Here is a 22,519-nt window from a genome sequence, read left to right on the forward strand (position 1 = left end):
CCGGAGGCTGCGGGAGCAGATTACGAACAAAAATTCTATTTTGCAACAGTCTTAGAATTTCTCTTGCAAATCGCCGAAATCGCCCTGTAAGGTGGCCGCACGCCCGACGCGGCGCTCTACGGGGAGGAGACCTGATGAAATCCAAGCACGCCCTTGCCTTCGGCATCGCGGCCGCGCTCGCGCTGCCATTCGTCGCCGGCTGCCGGTCGCAGGAGGGGGCCGCAGGCGCGGACAGGACTGCCGCCGCGACTCTCGTTCCGGCCACCACGCAGACCGAGCCGACCGCCAGCGGCGAGACCAACGCGGCCATCCTGGTCCGCGACGACGCCGATCCGGCGCGCGCGCAGCTGATCGCCACCGCCGCCCTGGGCGGCCTGGAAACCTACGGCGTCGACGGCAAGCGCGTGGCCACCACCGCCGCCGGCGAAGTCGCCGCGCTGGATATCGCCAGTGGCGTGCGCCTGGGCGGCGGCCGCGTGGCCGATGTCGTGGCTGCCGTGGATACGACCGGCAATTTCCTGCGGCTGTTCCAGCGCACCGGCGAAGGCCTGGTCGAGGTCGGCGCGCGTCCGCTGCCGCTGGGCTTCGCCGGCGAAGGCATCTGCCTGTACCAGCACCGGCTGGACGGCTCGCTGCATGCGTTCATCGTCGGCGACGGCGGCGAGGTGGATCAGCAGGTGATCTTCGACGCCGGCGACGGCAAGCTCGACGCCCGGCCGGTGCGCCGCATCAGCCTGCCCTCCCCGCTCAAGCAGTGCGTGGTCGACACCAACGGCCATGTGTTCGCTTCCGAGGAAGCAGTCGGCATCTGGCGCTTCAACGCCGATCCGGAGGCCGACGTGTCGGCCACGCTGATCGACGCGCCGCGACTGGGCCACATCGAAGAGGAAGTGTCCGGCCTGGCCGTGCACGACGGCGGCGAGGGCCACCAGTGGCTGTTCGCCTCCGATGCCACCGCCGGCCGCATCAACATCTACGACCGCGCCAAGGACGGTGCCTACCTGGGCAGCTTCCAGGTCTCCGCTCCCGGCCAGGACGCCGAAGCGGTGAAGGAACCGGGCCTGCTGTTCGCCGACAGCCGGCCGCTGGGTACCGACTTCCCCGCCGGCGTGCTGCTGGTCAACGACGAGGACGGCGCGAACACCAAGCTGGTTTCGCTGGCCGCGATCGGCAAGGCGCTGGGCCTGGATCCGGGCAAGCCCGTGCCGGCGGCCGCGCCGCCGAAGGTGGCCGCGGTGACCGCGCGCGTGGAAACCGTGCCGGCCGGCAGCTATGGCGATGCGGCCGACGACCCGGCGATCTGGGCGCATCCGACCGATCCGTCGCGCAGCCTGGTCATTGCCACCGACAAGAAAGCCGGCCTGTACGTGTACGACATGCAGGGCCAGGTGGTGCAGTTCCTGCCCGACGGCAAGATGAACAACGTCGACCTGCGCGAAGGCTTCGACCTGGGCGGCCGACCGGTGGTGCTGGTCACCTCCAGCAACCGCACCGACAAGAGCATCGCCATCTACGTGCTGGACACCGACAAGCGCCAGCTGGTCAACGTCGCCGACGGCGTGCAGCCGACCGGCCTGGGCGATCCCTACGGCCTGTGCATGTACCGCGCCGCCGGCAGCGGCGACACGTATGTGTTCATCAACGGCGACGACACCGCCATGCGCCAGTGGCGGCTGGTGCCCACCACGGACGGCAAGGTCCGCGCCGAGCATGTCCGCGACCTGACCTTCGATTCGCAGACCGAAGGCTGCGTGGTCGACGACGCCAGCGGCACGCTCTACGTCAACGAGGAGGACGTCGCGCTGTGGCGCATGTCGGCCGATCCGGCCAGCGGCGATGTGAAGACCGCCGTGGCCCGCGTCGCCGACAACCCGGCGATGAAGGACGACCTGGAAGGCATCGGCATGTACGACCTCGGCGATGGCCGGGGCTACCTGGTGTTCTCCAGCCAGGGCAACGACACCTATGCGGTCTACCGTCGCGAAGGCAAGCAGGAATACCTGGGCTCGTTCGCGGTGGTCGCCGATCCGGCGCGCGGCATCGACGGCATCTCCGAGACCGACGGCCTGGAAGTCACCAGCCGCAACCTCGGCCCTGGCTTCGAGCACGGCGCGATGATCGCCCAGGACGGGCGCAACGTCATGCCGGTGGAAAACCAGAACTACAAGTACGTTTCCTGGGAAGACATCGCCAAGGCGCTGGGCCTGGAGATGCGCTGACCGGGCCGGCGGGCGCGTGGCCCAGGCCACGCGCCCGTTCCGGTTGCCGCATCGCGACGCCGTCGCGATTGCCGGCACTCAGCATTGAAATCCGCGTGCCACGTCCGCGCTACCGCACCGCGCAGCGTTGCTGACCAGCGCCTGCATCCTGGCCTGTCGCCGGGCCATCGACGGCTTCGGCCAGTGCCGGCCCGACCAGGACCACGCCCGGCTGCCCCATCTCGAACGCATGCGGCGACCGCGCCAGCGCACGCAGTGGCAACACGTGACGGCGCTCACCCTGCTGGCTGGCCGCCTGCACGACAGCCACCGGCGTATCGGCCGGCAGGTGCCGCAGCAGAGACGCGGCGATCGCATCGATGCGACCCATTCCCATATAGATCGCCAGGGTGGTGGCGGCGCGGCACAGCGCCTCCCAGTCCGGCTCGCCATGGTCGGCGGTGTGCGCGGTGACGAAGGTGACGCCGTGGCAATGCCCGCGGTGGGTCAGCGATACGCCCAGCGAGGCGGCCGCGGCGAAGGCGGCGCTGACGCCGTTGACGATGCGCACCGGCACGCCGGCCGCGCGCAGGAACGCGATCTCCTCGCCGGCGCGGCCGAACAGCAGCGCATCGCCGCCCTTGACCCGGACCACGCGCAGGCCCTGCAGCGCGTAGCGGCGCATCAGCCGGCAGATGAAGGCCTGCGGCGTGGACCGGCAGCCGCCGCGCTTGCCCACGCGCACCACGCGTGCGTGCGGGGCCAGCCCGACGATGTCCGGATCGACCAGTTCGTCCAGCAACAGCACCTCGGCGCACTGCAGCGCGCGCACCGCCTTGAGGGTGAGCAGTTCCAGGTCGCCCGGGCCGGCGGAGAGCAGCACCACTTCGGCCGGGATACGGCGCGGGGCGGCAGTGCCGTTCGTGTCGATGGCCATCGGCGTCTCCGTCGGGTTCATGCGCTGGCCGCCTCGCGGGCCAGGCGGGTGAGCTGGGGAATGCAGGAGCCGCAGACCGTGCCGCAGCCCAGCTTCTGCTTGAGCGCCGGCACGTCCGCGCCGCGGCCGACCTCGGCGCGGATCGCCGATTCGGTGACCTGCCGGCACACGCACACCAGCGGGTCGCGCGCGACGTCGGCCAGCGCCGAGAACGCGGCCAGCCGCGGCCCGCGCCACGCCGCGCCGGACAGCGCGGTGCGCAGCAGCGCGTCGCCGCCGGGCTGCGCGTCGGTCCACAGCAGGCCGTCGATGAAATGCTGGCCGGCGTCGTCGCGCCAGGCCACGCGCTTGAGCAGGCCGCGGCGGACGTCGCGGTATTCGAGCGTGTCGGCGCCGGCGGCCAGGGCCAGTGCCGCGTCCAGCGCCTGCAGCCAGGCCGCCGGCCTCGCCTCGGCCGCCGCCGCGCGCAGCACCAGCCAGGCGATGCCTTCGGGCGCGTCGGCCTCGGCCTGCAGCGACAGGCCGGCATAGCCGCAATCCCGGAGCAGCGGCTGCACCGCCTCGCGCATCGCCAGCACATCGCCGCGGCGCGCGGCCAGCAGATGCCAGCCGAACGGCGCCGGTTCCACCCGCACTGCCGCGTGCTTGAGCTCGGGCTGGCGCGAACGCGCGTCCACCGCCGGCAGGCTGACTTCGTTGATGCCGCCGCTGGACAGGTGCTGCCCGTTCCAGTGCATCGCCGCGAACACGGTCCCCGAGCCGACCTCGTCGGACAGTTCCAGCGGCAGCACCAGTTCGCCGCGCTTGCTGCTCACCCGGACCAGTTCGCCCGCCTTCAAGCCGCGCCGCGCCGCGTCGTCCGGATGCATGCGCAGGCCCGGCTCGGGGCTGTGCGCGAACAGTCCCGGCACCCGCCCGGTGCGCGACATGCCGTGCCACTGGTCGCGCAGGCGGCCGGTCAGCAGGTGCAGCGGGAAGCGCGCCGATGTCGGTTCGGCCACCGGCCGGTAGGGCGTGGCGTGGAAGCGGGCGCGGCCGTCGGCGGTGGCGAACACGCCATCGGCGTAGCGCCGCGCCTGGCCGTGCGCGCTGCCGGCGGGAAACGGCCACTGCTGCGGGCCGTCGGCTTCCAGCCGGGCGTAGTCGAGGCCGCCGATGTCCAGGTCGCGGCCGACGGTGAGCGCGCGGTGTTCGTCGAACACCTGCGCCGGCGTTTCGGCCTCGAACAGCGACGCGGCGCCGGGCGCGGCCAGCCGCGCCTCGATCCGGCGCGCGACCTCGCGCACGATCCACCCGTCCGGCCTGGCCTGCCCCGGCGCGGCCACCGCCGCGCGCACCCGCGAGATGCGCCGCTCGGAATTGGTGACCGTGCCTTCCTTCTCGCCCCAGGTCGCCGCCGGCAGCAACGCGTCGGCGTAGGGCACGGTGTCGGTGCCGGTGAACGCTTCCTGCACGATCACGTACTCGGCGCGCTGCAGCGCCTCGCGCACCTGGCCGATGTCGGGCATGGAGTGGACCGGGTTGGTGCAGGCGATCCACACCGCCTTGACCTTGCCGGAACGCACGGCGTCGAACAGTTCCACCGCCGCCAGCCCGGGCCGCGGCGACAGCGTGCCGGGGGCCAGCTTCCACAGCGCCTCGACCTCGGCGCGGTGCGCGGGATCGTCGATCTCGCGGTGCGCGGCCAGCATCGTGGCCATGCCGCCGACCTCGCGCCCGCCCATCGCGTTGGGCTGGCCGGTGAGCGAGAACGGGCCGGCGCCGGGGCGGCCAAGCTGACGGGTGGCCAGGTGCAGGTGGATCAGCGCCAGGTTCTTGTCGGTGCCGTGCGCGGACTGGTTCAGGCCCATGCAGTACAGCGACAGCGCCGCCGGGCTGCGGCCGAACCATTCGGCGGCGGTGACCAGGTCCTGCGCGGGGATGCCGCAGATCTCCGCCGACATGCGCGGGGTGTACTCGCGCAGCAGGTTTTTCAGTTCGGCGAAGCCGGTGGTGTGCGCGTCGATGAACGCCTGGTCCAGCAGGCCCTCCCACACCAGGTGGTGGAGCATGCCGTTGAACAGGGCCACGTCGGTGCCCGGCTGGATCGGCAGGTGCAGGTCGGCCATCGCCGCGGTGTCGGTGCGGCGCGGGTCGACCACGATCCAGCGCACGTCCGGGTCGGCCGCCTTCGCCGCCTCCAGCCGGCGGAACAGCACCGGGTGCGCGTAAGCGGCATTGCTGCCGGCGAACAGCACCGTCTTCGCGTGTTCCAGGTCCTCGTAGCAGGTGGGCGGGCCGTCGGTGCCGAAGGCCAGTTTGTAGCCGGCGACCGCGCTGGACATGCAGAGGCGCGAATTGGTGTCGATGTTGTTGGTGCCCAGCAGGCCCTTGGCCAGCTTGTTGAAGACGTAGTAGTCCTCGGTCAGCAGCTGGCCGGACAGGTAGAACGCCACCGCGTCCGGGCCGTGGCGCTCGACGATCCCGGCCAGGCGCTCGGCCACCGTGTCCAGCGCCAGCGACCAGTCCACCGGCCGCCGCGCATCCTGGCGGTGGTTGCGCAGCTCCGGCCACAGCGCGCGCCCGTGCAGGCTGCGCGCGCTGTCGGCCAGGGCGCGGCCCTTGCTGCACAGGCGGCCGAAGTTGGCAGGATGCTGCGGGTCGCCTTCCACCCCGGTGATGCGTCCGCGGCCGTCGCCGCCGTGCTCGCTGTGCACCAGCACGCCGCAGCCGACGCCGCAGTAGCAGCAGGTCGAAGGCGTGGTGCGGCGCTGCACGCCCGCGGCGCCGGCCTCGCCCGCCGGGACGCCGGCGCCATCCATCAGGCCGCGGCCTCCGTGGCCCCGGCGTCCGCGTCCGCAGCCACGGCCAGCGAAAGCCACACCTCGCCGCCGCGCAGCTGCACCGGGTACCTGCGCGCGCAGCCCACGTCCGGGGCGCAGGCCTGGCCGCTGTCGAGCTGGATGTTCCAGCCGTGCAGCGGGCAGGTCACGGTGTCGCCGCTGACAATCCCCTGCGACAGCGGCCCGCCCTTGTGCGGGCAGCGGTCGGCCAGCGCGAACACGCGCGCGGCCGCCGGCCGGAACAGGGCGATGTTGTCGCCCTCGCCGCACTCCAGCACCCGCGACCCCAGCAGCGGGATCTCGTCGATCGCGCAGACGCGGACCCAGGCATCGTCCGTTGCGTCCATCTCAGTCCTCCAGGGCCACGGCGATGCGGCGGTCGGGCGGGGGTGCATCCAGTTTCAGTGGCGCGTACTCGCGCGCCTGGGTGCCGGCGATCCGCGCCGCCCACGGGTCGGGCAGGCCTTCCAGCGCGTACAGCAGGCGCTCGTACAGGGCGCGGCGGTTGCCTGCGTCCTCGACCACCTTGCGCTTGATGTAGTCCAGGCCGACGCGTTCGATGTAGTGCACGGTGCGGTCGAGGTAGTAGGCCTCCTCGCGGTACAGCTGCAGGAAGGCGCCGGTGTATTCCTTCACCTCGTCCGGCGTCTTCACCTTGACCAGGAAGCGCGCGACCTCGGTCTTGATCCCGCCGTTGCCGCCGACGTGGATCTCCCAGCCCGAGTCCACGGCGATGATGCCCACGTCCTTGATCCCCGATTCGGCGCAGTTGCGCGGGCAGCCGGACACCGCCAGCTTGACCTTGTGTGGGCTCCACATGTTGGCGAGCATCGTTTCCAGGTCGATGCCCATCTGCGTGCTGTTCTGGGTGCCGAAGCGGCAGAACTCGCTGCCCACGCAGGTCTTCACCGTGCGGATCGACTTGCCGTAGGCGTGGCCGGAGTTCATGCCCAGGTCCTTCCACACGCCGACCAGGTCCTCCTTCTTCACCCCGAGCAGGTCGATGCGCTGGCCGCCGGTGACCTTGACCATCGGGATGGCGTACTTGTCGGCCACGTCGGCGATGCGGCGCAGCTCGCCGGCGTTGGTGACGCCGCCCTTCATCTGCGGGATCACCGAGAAGGTGCCGTCCTTCTGGATGTTGGCGTGGGCGCGCTCGTTGATGAAGCGGCTCTGCGGGTCGTCCACCGCCTCGCGCGGCCAAGTCGAGAGCAGGTAGTAGTTGATCGCCGGGCGGCAGGTGGCGCAGCCGTTGGGCGTGCGCCATTCCATGAAGGCGTAGGCCTGGGCGTGGCTGACCAGGTGGTGCCCGCGGATGGCCTGGCGCACCTCGCCGTGGCTGAGCGTGGTGCAGCCGCACACCGCCTTGGTCTTCGGCGTCTCCTGGAAGTTGGAACCCAGGCAGTTCATCAGGATCTGCTCGACCAGGCCGGTGCACGAGCCGCAGGAGCTGGCTGCCTTGGTCTGCTTCTTGACGTCGTCGACCGTGAACAGGCCCTGTTCGCGGATCGCCCGGACAATGGTGCCCTTGCACACGCCATTGCAGCCGCAGACCTCGTCGCTGTCGGCCATGCTCGCGGCACGGTCCTGGCCGGCGGTTCCGGCGTCGCCCAGGGCGGTCTCGCCGAAGGCCAGGGTGTCGCGGCGGTCGCCGACCGCGCTGCCGTCCTTGATCTGCTTGAAGTACCAGGCACCGTCGCCGGTATCGCCGTACAGGCAGGCGCCGACCAGCCTGTCGTCCTTGATCACCAGCTTCTTGTACATGCCGCCGGCCGGGTCGGAGAGCACGATCTCCTCGGTGCCCTCGCCGCCCATGAACTCGCCGGCCGAGAACAGGTCGATGCCGGTGACCTTGAGCTTGGTCGACACCGCCGAGCCCTTGTAGATGCCGATGCCGTAGGTAGCCAGGTGGTTGGCGCAGATCTTCGCCTGCTCGAACAGCGGCGCGACCAGGCCGTAGGCGATGCCGCGGTGGGCGGCGCATTCGCCCACCGCGTATACGCGCGGGTCGTAGGTCTGCAGGGTGTCGTTGACCACGATGCCGCGGTTGCAGTGGATGCCCGCAGCCTGGGCCAGGGTGGTGTTGGGGCGGATGCCGGCGGCCATCACCACCAGCTCGGCGGGGATCTCCTCGCCGTCGGAGAAGCGCACTGCGCTCACCTCGCCGGCCTCGTTGCCGAGGATCGCGGTGGTGGAGGTGTTGAGGCGGAACGACAGCCCACGCTCGGCCAGCGACTTCTGCAGCAGCGCACCGGCCATCGGATCGAGCTGGCGCTCCAGCAGCCAGCCGGCCAGATGCACGACGGTCACTTCCATCCCGCGCAGCTTCAGGCCGTTGGCCGCCTCCAGCCCGAGTAGGCCGCCGCCGATCACCACCGCATGCTTCTTCACCCTGGCGGTGTCGATCATGGTCTGCGTGTCGTGGATGTCGCGGTAGCCGATCACGCCTTTCAGGTCGTTGCCCGGCACCGGCAGGATGAAGGGCACCGAGCCGGTGGCCAGCAGCAGGCGGTCGTACTCCGCTTCGGTGCCGTCGGCAGCGATGACCTTGCGGCGCACGCGGTCGATCGTGGTGACTTCCTTGCCCAGGTGCAGGGTGATGCCGTTGTCGGCGTACCAGGACAGCGGGTTGAGCACGATCTCGTCGAAGGCCTGCTCGCCGGCCAGCACCGGCGAGAGCAGGATGCGGTTGTAGTTCGGGTGCGGCTCGGCACCGAACACGGTGATTTCGTACATGTCCGGCACCAGCTTCAGCAGCTCCTCGAGCGTGCGGATGCCGGCCATGCCGTTGCCCACCACCACCAGTCCTGGCTTCTTCATCATCGGTTCCCCTTGGTGCGGCCCGTCACGGTGCCGGTCGTGCAGGTGCCGTGGCCTGCTTCGCGTATCGCCTGCGCATGGCTCAGACCCGGGCCGCGCCCGGCTGGGCCCAGTGCAGGCGCCAGCGCTGCTTGACCCCGACCAGGCACAGCGATGCGGCCAGCGCGATGCCGGCGAACAGCCACAGGCCCGGCGCGTAGGAACCGGCGTGCTGCCTGGCCACGCCCAGCCCGGCCGCAAGCAGGAAACCGCCGACGCCGCCGGCCATCCCGATCAGGCCGGTCATCAGGCCGATCTCGGCGCCGAAACGCTGCGGCACCAGCTGGAACACCGCGCCGTTGCCTGCGCCCAGGCACAGCAGGGTCAGCACGAACAGCGCCACCGTCGCCACCGGTCCGCCGATCCCCAGCGCCGCGGTGGCGACCAGTGCGGTGACCGCGACGTACACCATCTGCAGCGAGCGCGTACCGCCGATGCGGTCGGCGATCACGCCGCCGAGCGGACGCATCAGCGATCCCGCCAGCACGCAGGCGGCGGTGGCCCAGCCGGCGACCTTCGGCGCGAAGCCGAACTCGTCGTGGAAATAGCCCGGAAGCGCGCTGGCGAACCCGGCGAAGCCGCCGAAGGTGATCGCGTAGAAGAACATGAACCACCACGAGTCGCGGTTGCCGACCAGGGCCCGCGCGTAGTCGCCCAGGGTCTTGCGCGCGACCGGTACCGGCGCATCCCTGGCACAGGCGGCGAAGATCGCCAGCACCACCAGCAGCGGGATCGCGGCCAGGCCGAATACGTTCTGGAAGCCGAAGGCGGTGGCCAGCACCGGTGCGAAAAGGGCCGCGAACACCGTGCCCGAGTTGCCGGCACCGGCAATGCCCATCGCCGTGCCCTGGTGTTCGGGCGGATACCAGCGCGAGGCCAGCGGCAGCGCCACCGCGAACGAGGCACCGGCCACGCCGAGCATCGCGCCCAGCAACAGCGCCTGGCCGAAGCTGTGCACGCCCAGCCGCCACGCGGCGAGCAGCGCCAGGATCACCACCCCCTGCGCGAGCAGGCCGGTACGCCTGGCGCCGATGCGGTCGGCCAGCAGGCCGAGGAACAGCCGCAGCACCGCGCCGCACAGGATCGGCACGGCGACCATCAGCGCGCGCTGCTGGGTATCGAGCTGCAGCGCCTGCGCGATCTGCACCTGCAACGGGCCGAGCAGGTACCAGACCATGAAGCTCATGTCGAAGTAGAGGAACGCCGACAGCAGGGTGGGTGCGTGCCCGGCTTTCCAGAACGATCGATTCATCGGCAGCCATCTCCGGAAGTGGGGTGCGGCGGTTGGCGCAGGCACGATGCGTGCGCAGGCACGCCGTCGCGCCTTCACGATGCTGCAATGCAATGCCCATGCCAGAACCTGACGCGGTGCAGCAACGCGCTCGAAAGCCACATGGAATCAGGTACTTGTCGCACCCCGCACGGCGCCGGCCGATGGCCCTGGCGCACCCTCGTGGCGAACTGCAGTGCACCGCCTGGGTGCAAAGCGCACTGCGAACGTGCATCACCGGCCTGGCGTCGCACGCGCACCGGATAGTGGCTCCGGCTTCCATTCACCCGGCAATACGGACCTGCGCGCCTCCCCTCCCGGGGAAGCCCGCCCGCTGCGTCACAGGTGGAACATCGCCTTGGCCAGGAACGTGATCGCGAGGACGTGCAGCAGCACGCTGCGGTGCAGCCAGTGCGAACGGCGGCCGGAGAGGCGGCCGCGGCGCTGCCAGGCCATCGCCAGCAGGAAATGGCCGAAAACGCTGGCCGCCAGCGCGATCTTGATCGACAGCAGCAGGCCGAATGTGCTCGCCAGCGGCTGCGCCAATGCGCCGCGGTGGTGCCAGGCCAGGCCCAGGCCGGCCGTGTACAGCACCAGCAGCACCCAGGGCATCACCCGCCGCGCCTGCGCGGCGAAGGCCGCTTCCAGCCGCACGCCCACCGCCGCGGGCAGGCGCCGGCGCACGCCCGGCAGGAACAGCACCTCCACCAGCACCGTGCCGATGAAGGCGATGGCGGCCAGCAGGTGGAGCAGCAGCAGCGGCAGGTAGGCCATGGCACCAGCGTGGACGCAACGATGTGGCTGCGCCTTGATCCCGGTCAGGCGCGCATGCGGGCGCGCACGCACCGGCATGACCACGCCCGCTTCGGCGGCGATGGTACGACCGCCCGGATTGACCTGCATCAAGGACAGGCCAGGCGTACGGTCCTAGCCTGTGCTCCATGGCCAGTCTCTCCGCCCTCTTCGACCCGCAGCTGCTCCAGCGCTACGACGTGCCGGGGCCGCGCTATACCTCGTATCCGACCGCGCCGCAGTTCTCGCCCGGCTTCGGCGAGGCCGAGCTGCGCAAGGTCGCCGCGGAGAGCAACGGCGATCCGATCCCGCGGCCGATCTCGCTGTACCTGCACATCCCGTTCTGCACCAGCCCGTGCTTCTACTGCGGCTGCAACCGGATCATCACCCGCGACAAGACCCGCGGCGCCGCGTACCTGACCCGGCTGTACCGCGAGATCGCCATGGCTTCGTCCATGTTCGACCGCGACCGCGACGTGGAGCAGGTGCATTTCGGCGGCGGCACGCCCAACTTCCTCGACCCGGAGCAGATCGCCGAGGTGGTGGACGTGCTGCGCCGGCACTTCACCTTCGCCCGCCGCTCGAAGATGGACTGTTCGATCGAGCTGGACCCGCGCTTCATCACCCCTGGCAAAGTCGGCCAGTTGGCCGAGGCCGGCTTCAACCGCGCCAGCCTGGGCGTGCAGGACTTCGACCCGGTGGTGCAGGAAGCGGTCAACCGCGTGCAGGGCGTGGAGCAGACCCTGGGAATTATTGACGCGTGCCGACGGCACGGTTTCCGCTCGGTCAACGTCGACCTGATCTACGGCCTGCCGAAGCAGACCCTGGAAGGCTTCTCGCGCACCCTGGACATCACCCTGCAGGCGCGCCCGGACCGGCTGGCGATCTACGGCTACGCGCACCTGCCCAACCTGTTCCGCCCGCAGCAGCGCATCAACGCCGCCGACCTGCCCTCGGCGCAGGCCAAGCTGGACCTGCTGCGCCTGGCGATCGACAAGCTCGGCGCCGCCGGCTACGAGTACATCGGCATGGACCACTTCGCCCTGCCCGAGGACGAGCTGGCGCGCGCGCAGCGCGACGGCAGCCTGCACCGCAACTTCATGGGCTACACCACCCACGCCGAAAGCGACCTGCTGGGCCTGGGGGTGAGCGCGATCAGCCACATCGGCGCCAGCTTCAGCCAGAACCCGCGCGACCTCCCCGGCTGGGAGCACGCGATCGACGCCGGCCGCCTGCCGGTGTGGCGCGGCATGGAGATGGACCCGGACGACGTGATCCGCGCCGACGTGATCCAGTCGCTGATGTGCCATGGTGAGCTGGATTTCGAGGTGGTGGGCCGCCGCCACGTGATCGATTTCCGCGACTATTTCCGCGATTCGCTGGCGCGGCTGGCGCCGCTGCAGGACGACGGCCTGGTCGAAGTGGACCGCCGCGGGCTGCACGCGACCTCGCGCGGGCGGCTGTTGCTGCGTATCATTGCCATGTGCTTCGACCGCTATCTCACCCCGGCCGCCGACGCGGCATCGCCCCGGTATTCGCGCACCGTCTGATCCTGGCGGAGAGGCGCGCATGAACCCGTCGGGCGTCGTCTTCCCGCGCACCGGCCCCGGCGTGATGGCCGACGACGGCGATGCGCTGACTTTCTGCTCCACCTGCGCCTTTTCCCAGGCCTGCCTGTCGCAGGGCATGGACAAGAGCGCGCTGATGGACCTGCACGTGCTGGTCGAGCACGTCGGCCCGCTGCACCCGGGCGAACACCTGTTCCGCGAGGGCGATCCGTTCACCGCGATCGCCGCGGTGCGCGCCGGCACGGTCAAGACCTACCAGATCGACCGCAACGGGCATGAACAGGTACTGGGCTTCCACCTGCCCGGCGAAGTGATCGGGCTCAACGGCATCCACGACGACCGCTACCCGTGCAATGCGGTGGCGCTGGACACGGTGATGCTGTGCCGGTTCTCGTTCCCGAAGATCGCCCTGCTCGCCGCGCGCCTGCCCAACCTGCAGCAGCACCTGTTCCGGCTGATGAGCCGCGACATCGGCGTGGCTTCGCTGTTCGCCCGCGACAACACCGCCGACGAGCGCATGGCCGCGTTCCTGATCGGCCTGTCGCGGCGGCTGGCCGCGCGCGGGTTCTCGCCGCGGCGGTTCCAGCTGACCATGTCGCGCACCGACATCGCCAACTACCTGCGCCAGGCCCCGGAGACGGTCAGCCGCGTGCTGCGCCGCTTCGAGACCGAAGGCCTGCTGCACATCAAGCAGCGCGACGTGGAGATCGTGGACATGCCGCGGCTGGAAGCCCTGGCCCTGGCGGTCCTGCGCGAGTAGCCCCCGGCCCCGGGCCGGCACCCCGCCTGCCCGCGCTGCGCCCTGCGCTCTGTGCACTTGCACCCTGCACCCTTGCGCCCTGTGCGCTTGCGCGCTGCGCCCTGCGCTCCCTGTAGGAGCCCGCATGAGGGCGACCCGGTGGCGCCGGAAGGCGGCATCGTTCAACGCGCCGGGTCCGGAAGATCGCGTTGACCGCCGCGTGTCCGGGCCACGCGGGGTCGCCCTCATGCGGGCTCCTACAGGGGAAGCGGGCGCGGCTTGACCTGTGTCATGGAGGGCCGCGGCCGCGCGGGCCGATGATGCGGGCGTTTCCCCGCAGCGAGAGAGCCACGCCATGAATTCCACCCGCAAGCTTTGGGCAGGCCTGGCGGTCCTGCTCATCGCCTCGTTCGCCGCCCTGCTATGGGTGGGCAGCGAGATCCACCGCCAGGCGCCACCGATGCCCGAACAGGTGGTCACCACCGACGGCACCGTGGTCTACACCCGCAAGGACATCGAGACCGGCCGCCAGGTGTGGCAGTCGATCGGCGGCCAGCAGCTGGGCTCGATCTGGGGCCACGGCGGCTACGTCGCCCCGGACTGGGGCGCGGACTGGCTGCACCGCGAGGCCGAAGCGGTCCTCGACACCTGGGCCGCGCGCGAGCACGGCGTGGACAGCTACAAGACCCTGGATGCCGCCACCCAGGCCGCCTACACACAGCGCGTGCAGGCCCTGCTGCGGCCCAACACCTACGACGCGGCCACCGGCACCATCACCATCGACGCCGACCGCGCCGAGGCGATGGCCAAGGTCGCCGCGCACTACCAGCTGCTGTTCGGCAACGATCCGTCCACGGCGGAACTGCGCGAGGCCTATGCCATGCGCAACGACACCGTGCCCGACGCCGAACACCGCCGCCAGCTCACCGCGTTCTACTGGTGGGCCGCCTGGTCCTCGGTGACCCAGCGTCCGGGCGCGGACATCACCTACACCGCCAACTGGCCGCACGACGAGCTGGTCGGCAACACCCCGCCGTCGAACCTGTTCATGTGGACGGTGTTCAGCGTGCTGTTCCTGATCGCCGGCATCGGCCTGCTCGGCTGGCACTACGCGGTCAGCCACGGCGAAGAAATGGTGCCGGTGCTGCCCAAGAGCGACCCGCTGGCCGCGATCAAGGTCACCCCGTCGATGCGCGCCACCGCCAAGTACTTCTGGGTGGTGATCGCGCTGTTCCTGGTGCAGATCCTGCTGGGCGCGACCACCGCGCACTACCAGGTCGAGGGCCAGGAGGCCTACGGCTTCGCCCTGGCCGAGATCCTGCCCTACTCGCTGACCCGCACCTGGCACACCCAGCTGGCGGTGCTGTGGATCGCCACCGCCTGGCTGGGCATGGGCCTGTACATCGCCCCGGCGATCTCCGGGCACGAGCCGAAGTTCCAGCGCCTGGGGGTGAACTTCCTCTGGACCTGCCTGATCGTGATCGTGGTCGGTTCCTTCGCCGGGCAGTGGTTCGCGGTGATGCAGAAGCTGGGCCTGGACAAGAACTTCTGGTTCGGCCACCAGGGCTGGGAGTACGTGGACCTGGGCCGGTTCTGGCAGTGGTTCCTGTTCATCGGCCTGCTGCTGTGGCTGACCCTGGTCGGCCGCGCACTGTGGCCGGCGATGCGCAAGGGCGCCGAGTCGCGCTCGATCGTCAGCCTGCTGTTCCTGTCGGTGGTGGCGATCGGCATCTTCTACTCGGCCGGCCTGATGTGGGGCGAGCACAGCCACCTGTCGATGGTCGAGTACTGGCGCTGGTGGGTCGTACACCTGTGGGTCGAGGGCTTCTTCGAGGTGTTCGCGGTGGCGGTGATCGCCTTCCTGTTCACCCGCCTGGGCCTGCTGCAGGTGAAGTCGGCCACGATCGCGGTGCTGTTCGCCACGATCATCTTCATGGCCGGCGGCGTGCTTGGCACCCTGCACCACCTGTACTTCACCGGTACGCCGACGGCGGTGATCGCCCTGGGCGCGAGCTTCTCGGCGCTGGAAGTGGTGCCGCTGGCCTATGTCGGCTTCGAGGCCTACCACAACTACAAGCTGGGCAAGGCGACTCCGTGGATGGCCAGGTACAAGTGGCCGATCATGTTCTTCCTGGCGGTGTCGTTCTGGAACCTGGTGGGCGCCGGCCTGTTCGGCTTCCTGATCAACCCGCCGCTGCCGCTGTACTACATGCAGGGCCTGAACCTGACCGCCAACCATGGCCACACCGCGATGTTCGGCGTGTACGGCATGCTCGGCATCGGCCTGATGCTGTTCTGCCTGCGCGGGCTGAAGCCTGACCTGGTGTGGAGCGAGCGGCTGCTGAAGACTTCGTTCTGGTCGCTCAACATCGGCCTGGCCGGAATGTCGCTGCTCACGCTGCTGCCGCTGGGCATCCTGCAGCTCAACGCGGCGATCGACAACGGCTACTGGTACGCGCGTTCGGCCGAGTTCATGCAGCAGCCGATCGTGGACCTGCTGGTGTGGATGCGGGTACCGGCCGACACGCTGTTCAGCGTCGGCGCGCTGGCACTGGCCTGGTTCGTGTTCCGGCTGTGGGTGTCGCCGAAGCGGGAAGCGCCGGTGCCGTCGGCGACCGCGGTTGCCGCGGCGGCGATCGTGCCGAAGCACTGACAGCGGTTGCAGCGATGGGGGGGGGCCGGGGCCGCGCGAGCGGCCCCGGTTTTTTTTATTCTTCGGAGGCAAGAGCGTACGCCCCGGTCGGTGCGTCGCGTTCGAAGGCGCCAAAGCTCTCGGCTCCGGCGGGGGCCGCCGCACCCTGGGTATATGACCCACCCTTCGGGACGACATCCTGTCTTTACTCAGGGCCGTGGCACATCCATGTGCCACTTGGGCCATATACCCAGGGTACGGCGTCCTTCGCGATCTTTTAGGGCGTGGCTTCTATTGGCCTTCGGCCAGCGGCACGGCCATGTGTTGCGCTTTTGTAGAGCGGGGCAAGCCCCGCTCTACAAGAGACAACCGCGTGCGTTTGATCGGAGCCACGCCCCAACAGGGCCAACCGCGCACTGCGGTCCGGCGGGGACAACAGAAACCGTGGACTCAACGCCGCGACAGGACGTCGTTCTGTCGCATTGGGGGTCGAGCGGCACATGGATGTGCCGCGCTCGCGAACTGGGCAGGGACGCCGACGTGAGCGACGGCCCCCAGTGCGGCAGAACGGCGGCCCCCGCCGAAGCCGACGCTTCTCGAGCTTTTCGTGCTTTCCAGGCCCCGCCCCAACGCACCCGGCAATCGGGAGAAGAGTCCCGGCTGCCCGCGCACGGTGCAGCGCGTAGACTCGTGCACGGCTGCCGCTGGCCTGACCTGGGTCAAGGCACGGCCAGGCCGGCTGGCACAGACTGCCTCCATGCACATCGAGGTCGCTCCCATGCCCCCTGCGCGGCGTCCTGCCGCCTCACCCCGCTGGCTGGCGCACGCGCCGCACCGGCTGATGTTCTTCGTCGGCGCGTCCAACGTGCTGCTGGCGATGCTGTGGTGGGCGCTGTGGCTGGCGTCGGTGCGCTGGGGCCTGTGGACCATGCCGCAGCTGGCGATCCCGCCGGGCTGGCTGCACGCCTTCCTGATGCAGTACCTGGTGCTGCCCAGCTTCATCTTCGGCTTCCTGCTGACCGTGTTCCCGCGCTGGATGGGCCTGCCCGACCTCAAGCGCTGGCATTACGTGCCGGTGGGGCTGGGGCTGATGGGCGGCCAGCTGGCGATCCTGCTCGGCGCCGCCGGCTGGGAAGCGGGGCTGACCGTGGGCCTGTGGATGGCGCTGGGCGGCTGGACCGCGGGGCTGGCGATCCTGGGCCGGCTGCTGGCCGACGAGAAGGGCAAGACCTGGCATGCGCGTTCGTGCTTCGCCGCGCTGGTGCTGGGCTGGCTGGGCATCGCCATGTTCATCGCCTTCGTGCTTGGTACCGATGCGCGCTGGGCGTTCGCCAGCATCAAGCTCGGCGGTTTCGGACTGCTGCTGCCGGTGTACGTGACCGTGGCCCATCGCATGTTCCCGTTCTTCGCCGGCAACGCGGTGCCCGGTTACAGGGCGTGGCGGCCGCTGTGGCTGCTGGGCGCGGTGTGGGTGCTGGTGATGCTGCACCTGGGCCTGGAGCTGGTGCATGCCTACGCCTGGCTGTGGCTGGCCGACGCGCCGTTGCTGGCGCTTACCGGTTACGCGGTGTGGCGCTGGTGGCCGCGCCGCCTCGCCGGCGGGCCGCGCATGCCGGGACTGCTGGCGGTGCTGTTCATCGGCACGGCGTGGCTGCCGGTCACTTTCGCGCTGTACCTGGCGCAGAGCCTGTCCTACCTGCTGGGTGGTGAATTCATCCTCGGCCGCGCGCCGATGCATGCGCTGTTCGTCGGTTTCTTCGGCAGCGTGCTGGTGGCGATGGTCACGCGGGTGACGCAGGGTCATTCGGGCCGGCCGCTGCGGATGTACGGCATCGCCTGGTTCGCCTTCGTGGCGATCCAGGTGGTGGCGACCGTGCGCATCCTCGCCGACGTGCTGCCCGACCCGGGCCTGTGGCAGGCCGTGGCCGCGGTCGGCTGGCTGCTGGCGCTGTCGCCGTGGGTGGCGCGGATCGGCCACATCTACCTGACCCCGCGACGCGACGGACGGCCCGGTTGAGGCGCAGGGAAACGCGAACCGCATGATCACCTTCTACCCCGACATCAAGCTGGTCCACATCGCCTCGGCGCTGGCCAGCGGCGCATTCTTCGCCCTGCGCGCGCTGGCCCTGCTGGCCGGCATGCGCTGGCCGCGGCTGGCACCGGTGCGCTACCTGAGCTACACCATCGACACGGCGCTGCTGACCGCCGCGCTCATGCTGCTGACGATCCTGCCCAGCGGTCTGTTCGCCAACGGCTGGCTGTGGGTGAAGCTGCTGTTCGTGGCCGCGTACGTGGTGCTGGGCATCCTCGCGTTCCGCCGCGAACGCCGCGGCGCGGCGCGCGCGATGCTGGTAGTGGGCGCGGGGCTGTGCTTCCTGCAGGTCTACGGCATCGCCCGCTTCCACCATCCGCTGGGCTGGTTGCTGTTGCTGGGAGGATGAGCCATGGGTGGACTGCACGACATCGCGCTGCCGGAAGCGGCCTGCCCGCAGGCGGGATGCCTGCTCGAATCGATGGACGCGGCCGGCATGTCCCTGGACTGCGGCGTGGAACACGGCAGCGACGACGACGCGTTCGACCTCGTGGAAGACGACACACCATGACCGCACTGCACCTGGACCTGCGCGACCGCCCGCCGCCGGAGCCGATGGAGCGCATCCTCGAAACCCTGCGCCTGCTGCCGCCCGGCTGGCACCTGGTCGCGCTGACGCCGATGCGGCCGCTGCCGCTGCTGCCGTTGCTCGACGCGGACGGCTTCGCCTGGCGCATGCGCGACCTGGTCCAGGGCGGCGCCGCGCTCACCATCTGCCGCAACGACGAACGCCACCTGCTGGACGCCACGGGCGACGGGTAAGCGGCCGGGAGGTGGCGGGCCTGTCGCCCGCCACCCGGCCGGCTCAGTACGCGTACTGCAGTTGCAGCCAGAACTTGTCGGTATCCAGCGTGCGAGTGGCGTCATCGCTGCGGTAGCGCGCCAGCTTGACCAGGCCGGCCAGGCCCTTCACCCCCGGCACCGGCCGCGCCCAGGACAGGTCGATCTCCTTGCCGTAGCGCCCGCCGCCGCGCTCGGGCACGAAGTCGTGGTACCAGGCCTGCAGGCTGCCACCCCCCAGCGGCACGGTCACCCCGGCGTAGCGGTCGTCCACGCCCTGCGCCGGCGTGGTCAGGAACATGTCGGCCCAACCCTGGAAGGCGTGCTTGGTCGCCAGCGGGGTCTGGAAGGCGCGGTTGCCGCCGCCCTCGCCGCCGCCGAGCGATTCGAAGCCGGCCTTGAGCACCGCCTTGCGCAGCGCATAGCCCAGTTCGGCCAGGCGATAGCGGCTGTCCAGCCGCCACGGGTTGGAATCCAGTTCGCGCTGGTACGCGTACTCGCCGGCGTAGCTCCACGGGCCCTGCTTGCCTTCCAGGCGCAGGCCGCTGGTGCGGCTGGACAGCGTGCCCAGCGGCGCGGTGGCGGTGACCGCCAGGTCGTCCAGCTCCAGCCGGTAGTGGTAGGCGGTGGCCGAAAACGCCGGCGCCAGCCGCAACGTGGCCTGCAGCAGGTGGCTGTCGCCGCCGTTGTCGGAACGATTGGCGGCGTTGGACGCATCGCTGTCGGCGGGACCGAAAACGGTGTTGACCCCGCCGATCCACGCATATTCCAGCGCCACGCGCTCGCCCGGCGTCGCCTGCAGCCGCACGCCGTCGAAGGTCTGCTCGTTCTGGCGCCAGGCCGAACCGCCGACGAAGCGCTGGTTGCCCAGGTTGATCCGCTGCCGGCCGAAGGTGGCGACGTGGCCGTCGCCGGCGTGGCGCAGCAGCGCCTGGTTGATCTCCGCGCCGACCGGGTCGGCGATCACCGGGTACTGGCGCTGGCCATTGCGGGTGTCGTTGTGGCGGTCGCCGCCCAGGCCCAGTACCGCGTCGGCCTCGGCCAGCGCCGACCAGCCGTGCCAGGAAACGCTGCGATAGCCGGCGCGCACGCGCAGGGTGTCGGCGACCGCGTCGCGGTCGAAGCCGGACTGGTCGACCTGCTCGTGGCGGTAGCGCAGGTCGAGGATCGGGGCAGCGCTTTCGCTGGCGGCGACCGCGAGCAGTGGCGACAACGCCAGCGGCAGCGCCAGCAGGGTAGGGAAGGTACGTCGCGCGCAACGCGTTTTCATGGAGCGTCCTCGTGTGGGGTGCGCGCAACGTAGTGAATGCGTGCACGCGTTCTCCATGACCAGGATCAATCCGGCGCGCGATTGCGCCGCAGCCTGATGCAGGTCAAGGCAAGGCCATCGCCGCTCCGCGAAGCTGGCCGCAGCCTCGCCCCCTGGAGCAAGCCGTGTCCGCGCCGCTGGACCTGCGCCACCTGCCACCGCCGGAACCGATGCAGCGCATGACGATCCGCCACGGGGAGGATCGCGCGCTTCTTGCCGCCGAACCCGCGGCGGAATGAGCGGACTCGCGCTGACCCACGCACCGCCGTCGGCGCGGCCGCTGCGCTTCCTGCTCACCGCGCCGCTGTGGGGCGTGGTGGCCGGCGTGCTGCTGGTGTTCGACGGCGATGCGCTGGCGCTGGGGCGCTGGGCGCCGCCAGCGGTGGTACTGGTGCACCTGTTCACCCTGGGCGTGCTCGGCAACGCGATGCTGGGCAGCCTGCTGCAGTTCCTGCCCGTGGCCGCGGCCACGCCGCTGCCCGGCGCGCGCGTGCTGGCGCCGCTGGCGCATGCCGCGCTCAACCTCGGACTGCTGCTGTTCGCCGTCGGCCTGTACCGCTCGCACGCGCTGCTGGCACCGGCTTCGCTGCTGCTGGCCGGCGCATTGCTGGCCGTGGTGCTGCCACCGTTGCCCGCCCTGCTCCGGCGTGGCGCCGGGCGGCTGCTGCGCGCCGGCATCGGCGTGGCGCTGCTGGCGCTGCTGGCCACCGTCGCCCTGGGCGTGCTGGCCGCAGCCGTGCTCGGTGGCCGCATCGCCCTGCCGCTGGACCGCGTGGTCGATGCTCATGCCATGCTCGGTGCCGGCGGCTGGATGCTGTGCCTGCTCGGTGCGGTGGCGAGCACCACGCTGCCGATGTTCCAGGGCACCGTGGCGGTACCGCCACGCGTGCTGCGTGCGTGGCTGGCCGCGACCGCGGTGCTGCTGGTTGCCGGCGTGACCGCACGCCTGGCCGGAGCGGCGCCGCTGTGGCCGGCACTGGCACTGGCGTTGCCGGCGGCCACGTTCGCGCTGGCGGTGCTGTGGCTGCAATGGCGCGCGCCGCACCGGCGCAACCCGGCACTGTTGCGCTTCTGGCGGGCCGGCAGCATCGCCCTGCTGCTGGCCGGGCTGGCGCTGTGCACGGCGGCCGCCGGTGGTGGCACCGGCACAGGGCCGCGCGCGGGCATGTTCGCCGGACTGTTCGCGCTCGGCATCGGCGTGCCGCTGCTGGTCAACGGCATGCTGCTGGAGATCACCAGCTTCATCACCTGGGTCGCGCTGCGCGGCCGCTGCCCGCGCGGGGTGCGGATCCTGGCGGTGGGCCGCCTGCTGCCGGATGAAGACAAGCACCTGGCGCTGTGTGCGCACCTGGCCGCCGCGGTGCTGCTGGTGCTGGCCGTGGCCTGGCCACCGCTGGCAATGCTGGCCGGGATCCTGCTGGCGGTGGCCTCCGCCACCAGCATCGGCTGCATGCTGCGCTGCCTGCACCGGGCACGGGCGTTCGCGCTCGAGCACGGAGCGCCGCGCATCGCCACGGCTTGACCTGGATCAGGAGCCCCCCGCCCGGCGGCCGCTAGCATCGCTGCGCATCACCCCGCCGCGCCCGACCGCATGTACAGACCTCCCCGTCCCCCGCGGCCCATCCGTGGTCCGGCGCGCCGGATCGCCTCCGGCACCCTGGCCGGCGCGCGCCATGCGATCGACCACGTCGACGATGCGGTGGTGGTGCTGGCCGGCGTCCGCCGGCACCTGGTCGGTGCCGTGCGTCACGGCAAACACCTGGCCGGCTTGCCGGTGCGCGACGGCGACCGCGAGGCGCACGTGCTGTCGCGCGCCCGTTCGGTGGCCGCACGCGTGGCCGTGCCCGGCGACACCGCCGACGCGCTGATGCGCACGCTGATCTCCGATGCCTGCCGGCAGCAGGCCCAGTCCGGTGCCACCGGACCCCGCTTCCCGGCCCCGATGATCACTCCGCCCGCCTCTGTCCGCCTGTCCCTGTCCCCGGCCGCCGCCGGCAACCGGCTGCTGCGCCTGCTGCCGCCGCCGCGGCGCTGGAAGCCGCTGCTGAGCCGCCTGCCGCGCGCCAGCCACGAACCGCTGGCCGAGCGCGCGCTGGGCCGGGCGTTGGCCAGCCTCGACGCCGACACCCTGGCGATCGTGCACGACCGCCGCCTCGGCATCAGCGTGGACGACCTCGGCCTGGAATGGGTGTTCACCTGGAATGGCGAACGCCTGCGCGCCTGCCGCGAACCGGCCGAGGCGACCGTGCGCGGCAGCGCCACCGACCTGGCCCTGCTGGCCAGCCGCCTGGAGGATGCCGACACCCTGTTCTTCCAGCGCCGCCTGGTCCTGACCGGCGACACCGAGCTGGGCCTGACCGTGCGCAACCTGCTCGACCGGCTGCCGTGGGAAGACCTGCCGCTGGGGCTGCGCGTGCTCCTGCACCGCAGCAGCAGCCTGCTGCGTGCCGCGCGCGAGGCCCACCGCAATGGCTGACGGCCGGCCCGCGTCGCCCGCACGGGCCGGTGTCCCCGCCCGCCC

General features: G+C 70.9%; 17 protein-coding genes. 10 read left to right on the plus strand and 7 right to left on the minus strand.

All coding sequences use genetic code 11. From position 1 onward, the window contains the following. Window positions 1-134: 134 nt before the first annotated feature. On the plus strand, window positions 135-2,219 hold the full coding sequence (locus CSC64_RS06170) for a phytase (protein WP_162434452.1): 2,085 nt from the start codon (window positions 135-137) through the stop codon (window positions 2,217-2,219). Between the two features lie 109 nt (window positions 2,220-2,328). Here CSC64_RS06170 and cobA read toward each other — a convergent pair whose 3' ends face one another. The 6 genes from cobA to CSC64_RS06200 all read right to left on the minus strand — a co-directional run bounded on the left by cobA (window position 2,329) and on the right by CSC64_RS06200 (window position 10,989). Beyond that, entirely contained in the window at window positions 2,329-3,084 is a 756-nt protein-coding gene (cobA, locus tag CSC64_RS06175) for a uroporphyrinogen-III C-methyltransferase (RefSeq protein WP_202922327.1), read from the minus strand. Between the two features lie 68 nt (window positions 3,085-3,152). After that, on the minus strand, window positions 3,153-5,936 hold the full coding sequence (locus CSC64_RS06180) for a nitrate reductase (RefSeq protein ID WP_162434454.1): 2,784 nt from the start codon (window positions 5,934-5,936) through the stop codon (window positions 3,153-3,155). Then, complete coding sequence (gene nirD / locus CSC64_RS06185) at window positions 5,936-6,304, minus strand: nitrite reductase small subunit NirD (protein ID WP_162434455.1); 369 nt, start codon at window positions 6,302-6,304, stop codon at window positions 5,936-5,938. Before nirD ends, CSC64_RS06180 begins: the two co-directional genes overlap by 1 nt. A gap of 1 nt (window position 6,305) precedes the next feature. Further along, window positions 6,306-8,777, minus strand: coding sequence for a nitrite reductase large subunit NirB (gene nirB / locus CSC64_RS06190; RefSeq protein ID WP_162434456.1), 2,472 nt, complete (start codon window positions 8,775-8,777; stop codon window positions 6,306-6,308). Between the two features lie 82 nt (window positions 8,778-8,859). Then, a complete protein-coding gene (locus tag CSC64_RS06195) occupies window positions 8,860-10,029 on the minus strand; it encodes a nitrate/nitrite transporter (protein ID WP_202922328.1) in 1,170 nt (389 codons plus the stop codon). A gap of 396 nt (window positions 10,030-10,425) precedes the next feature. Continuing rightward, window positions 10,426-10,989 carry a CopD family copper resistance protein gene (locus CSC64_RS06200; RefSeq protein WP_202922326.1) on the minus strand — a complete coding sequence of 188 codons (564 nt, stop codon included), beginning with the start codon at window positions 10,987-10,989 and terminating at the stop codon, window positions 10,426-10,428. A 38-nt stretch (window positions 10,990-11,027) separates the two neighbouring features. Between CSC64_RS06200 and hemN the strand changes: the two genes are divergently transcribed. The 7 genes from hemN (at window position 11,028) to CSC64_RS06235 (ending at window position 18,671) form a co-directional block, all read left to right on the plus strand. Further along, the gene (gene hemN, locus CSC64_RS06205) at window positions 11,028-12,428 is read left to right on the plus strand and encodes an oxygen-independent coproporphyrinogen III oxidase (RefSeq protein ID WP_162434458.1); all 1,401 of its coding nucleotides are present in this window, start codon (window positions 11,028-11,030) and stop codon (window positions 12,426-12,428) included. Between the two features lie 19 nt (window positions 12,429-12,447). Next, window positions 12,448-13,206: a helix-turn-helix domain-containing protein gene (locus tag CSC64_RS06210; RefSeq protein WP_162434459.1), complete on the plus strand. Its 759-nt coding sequence runs from the start codon at window positions 12,448-12,450 to the stop codon at window positions 13,204-13,206. A 334-nt stretch (window positions 13,207-13,540) separates the two neighbouring features. Beyond that, window positions 13,541-15,838, plus strand: a complete 2,298-nt coding sequence (locus CSC64_RS06215; RefSeq protein WP_162434460.1) for a nitric-oxide reductase large subunit — start codon at window positions 13,541-13,543, stop codon at window positions 15,836-15,838. Window positions 15,839-16,574: 736 nt separating this feature from the next. Then, window positions 16,575-17,834: an NnrS family protein gene (locus tag CSC64_RS06220; RefSeq protein WP_162434461.1), complete on the plus strand. Its 1,260-nt coding sequence runs from the start codon at window positions 16,575-16,577 to the stop codon at window positions 17,832-17,834. 22 nt (window positions 17,835-17,856) lie between these two features. Continuing rightward, a complete protein-coding gene (locus tag CSC64_RS06225; protein WP_162434462.1) occupies window positions 17,857-18,258 on the plus strand; it encodes a SirB2 family protein in 402 nt (133 codons plus the stop codon). Between the two features lie 3 nt (window positions 18,259-18,261). Continuing rightward, window positions 18,262-18,420 (plus strand): hypothetical protein, encoded by a 159-nt coding sequence (locus CSC64_RS06230; RefSeq protein WP_162434463.1) that lies wholly within the window; start codon window positions 18,262-18,264, stop codon window positions 18,418-18,420. Then, window positions 18,417-18,671: a DUF2249 domain-containing protein gene (locus CSC64_RS06235; RefSeq protein ID WP_162434464.1), complete on the plus strand. Its 255-nt coding sequence runs from the start codon at window positions 18,417-18,419 to the stop codon at window positions 18,669-18,671. Before CSC64_RS06230 ends, CSC64_RS06235 begins: the two co-directional genes overlap by 4 nt. A 43-nt stretch (window positions 18,672-18,714) precedes the next feature. Here the strand turns inward: CSC64_RS06235 and CSC64_RS06240 are convergent, their stop codons facing one another. Beyond that, on the minus strand, window positions 18,715-19,959 hold the full coding sequence (locus tag CSC64_RS06240; protein ID WP_162434465.1) for an alginate export family protein: 1,245 nt from the start codon (window positions 19,957-19,959) through the stop codon (window positions 18,715-18,717). Between the two features lie 274 nt (window positions 19,960-20,233). On the opposite strand from CSC64_RS06240, the gene CSC64_RS06245 reads away from it, so the two are divergent. Both CSC64_RS06245 and ubiT read left to right on the plus strand, forming a co-directional pair. Next, window positions 20,234-21,520, plus strand: coding sequence for a hypothetical protein (locus CSC64_RS06245; RefSeq protein WP_162434466.1), 1,287 nt, complete (start codon window positions 20,234-20,236; stop codon window positions 21,518-21,520). Between the two features lie 69 nt (window positions 21,521-21,589). Beyond that, window positions 21,590-22,474, plus strand: a complete 885-nt coding sequence (gene ubiT / locus CSC64_RS06250; RefSeq protein ID WP_162434467.1) for a ubiquinone anaerobic biosynthesis accessory factor UbiT — start codon at window positions 21,590-21,592, stop codon at window positions 22,472-22,474. Window positions 22,475-22,519 lie beyond the last annotated feature (45 nt).

Origin of the sequence: Pseudoxanthomonas koreensis, assembly GCF_010093225.1 — a bacterium.
GTDB classification, from domain to species: domain Bacteria; phylum Pseudomonadota; class Gammaproteobacteria; order Xanthomonadales; family Xanthomonadaceae; genus Pseudoxanthomonas; species Pseudoxanthomonas koreensis.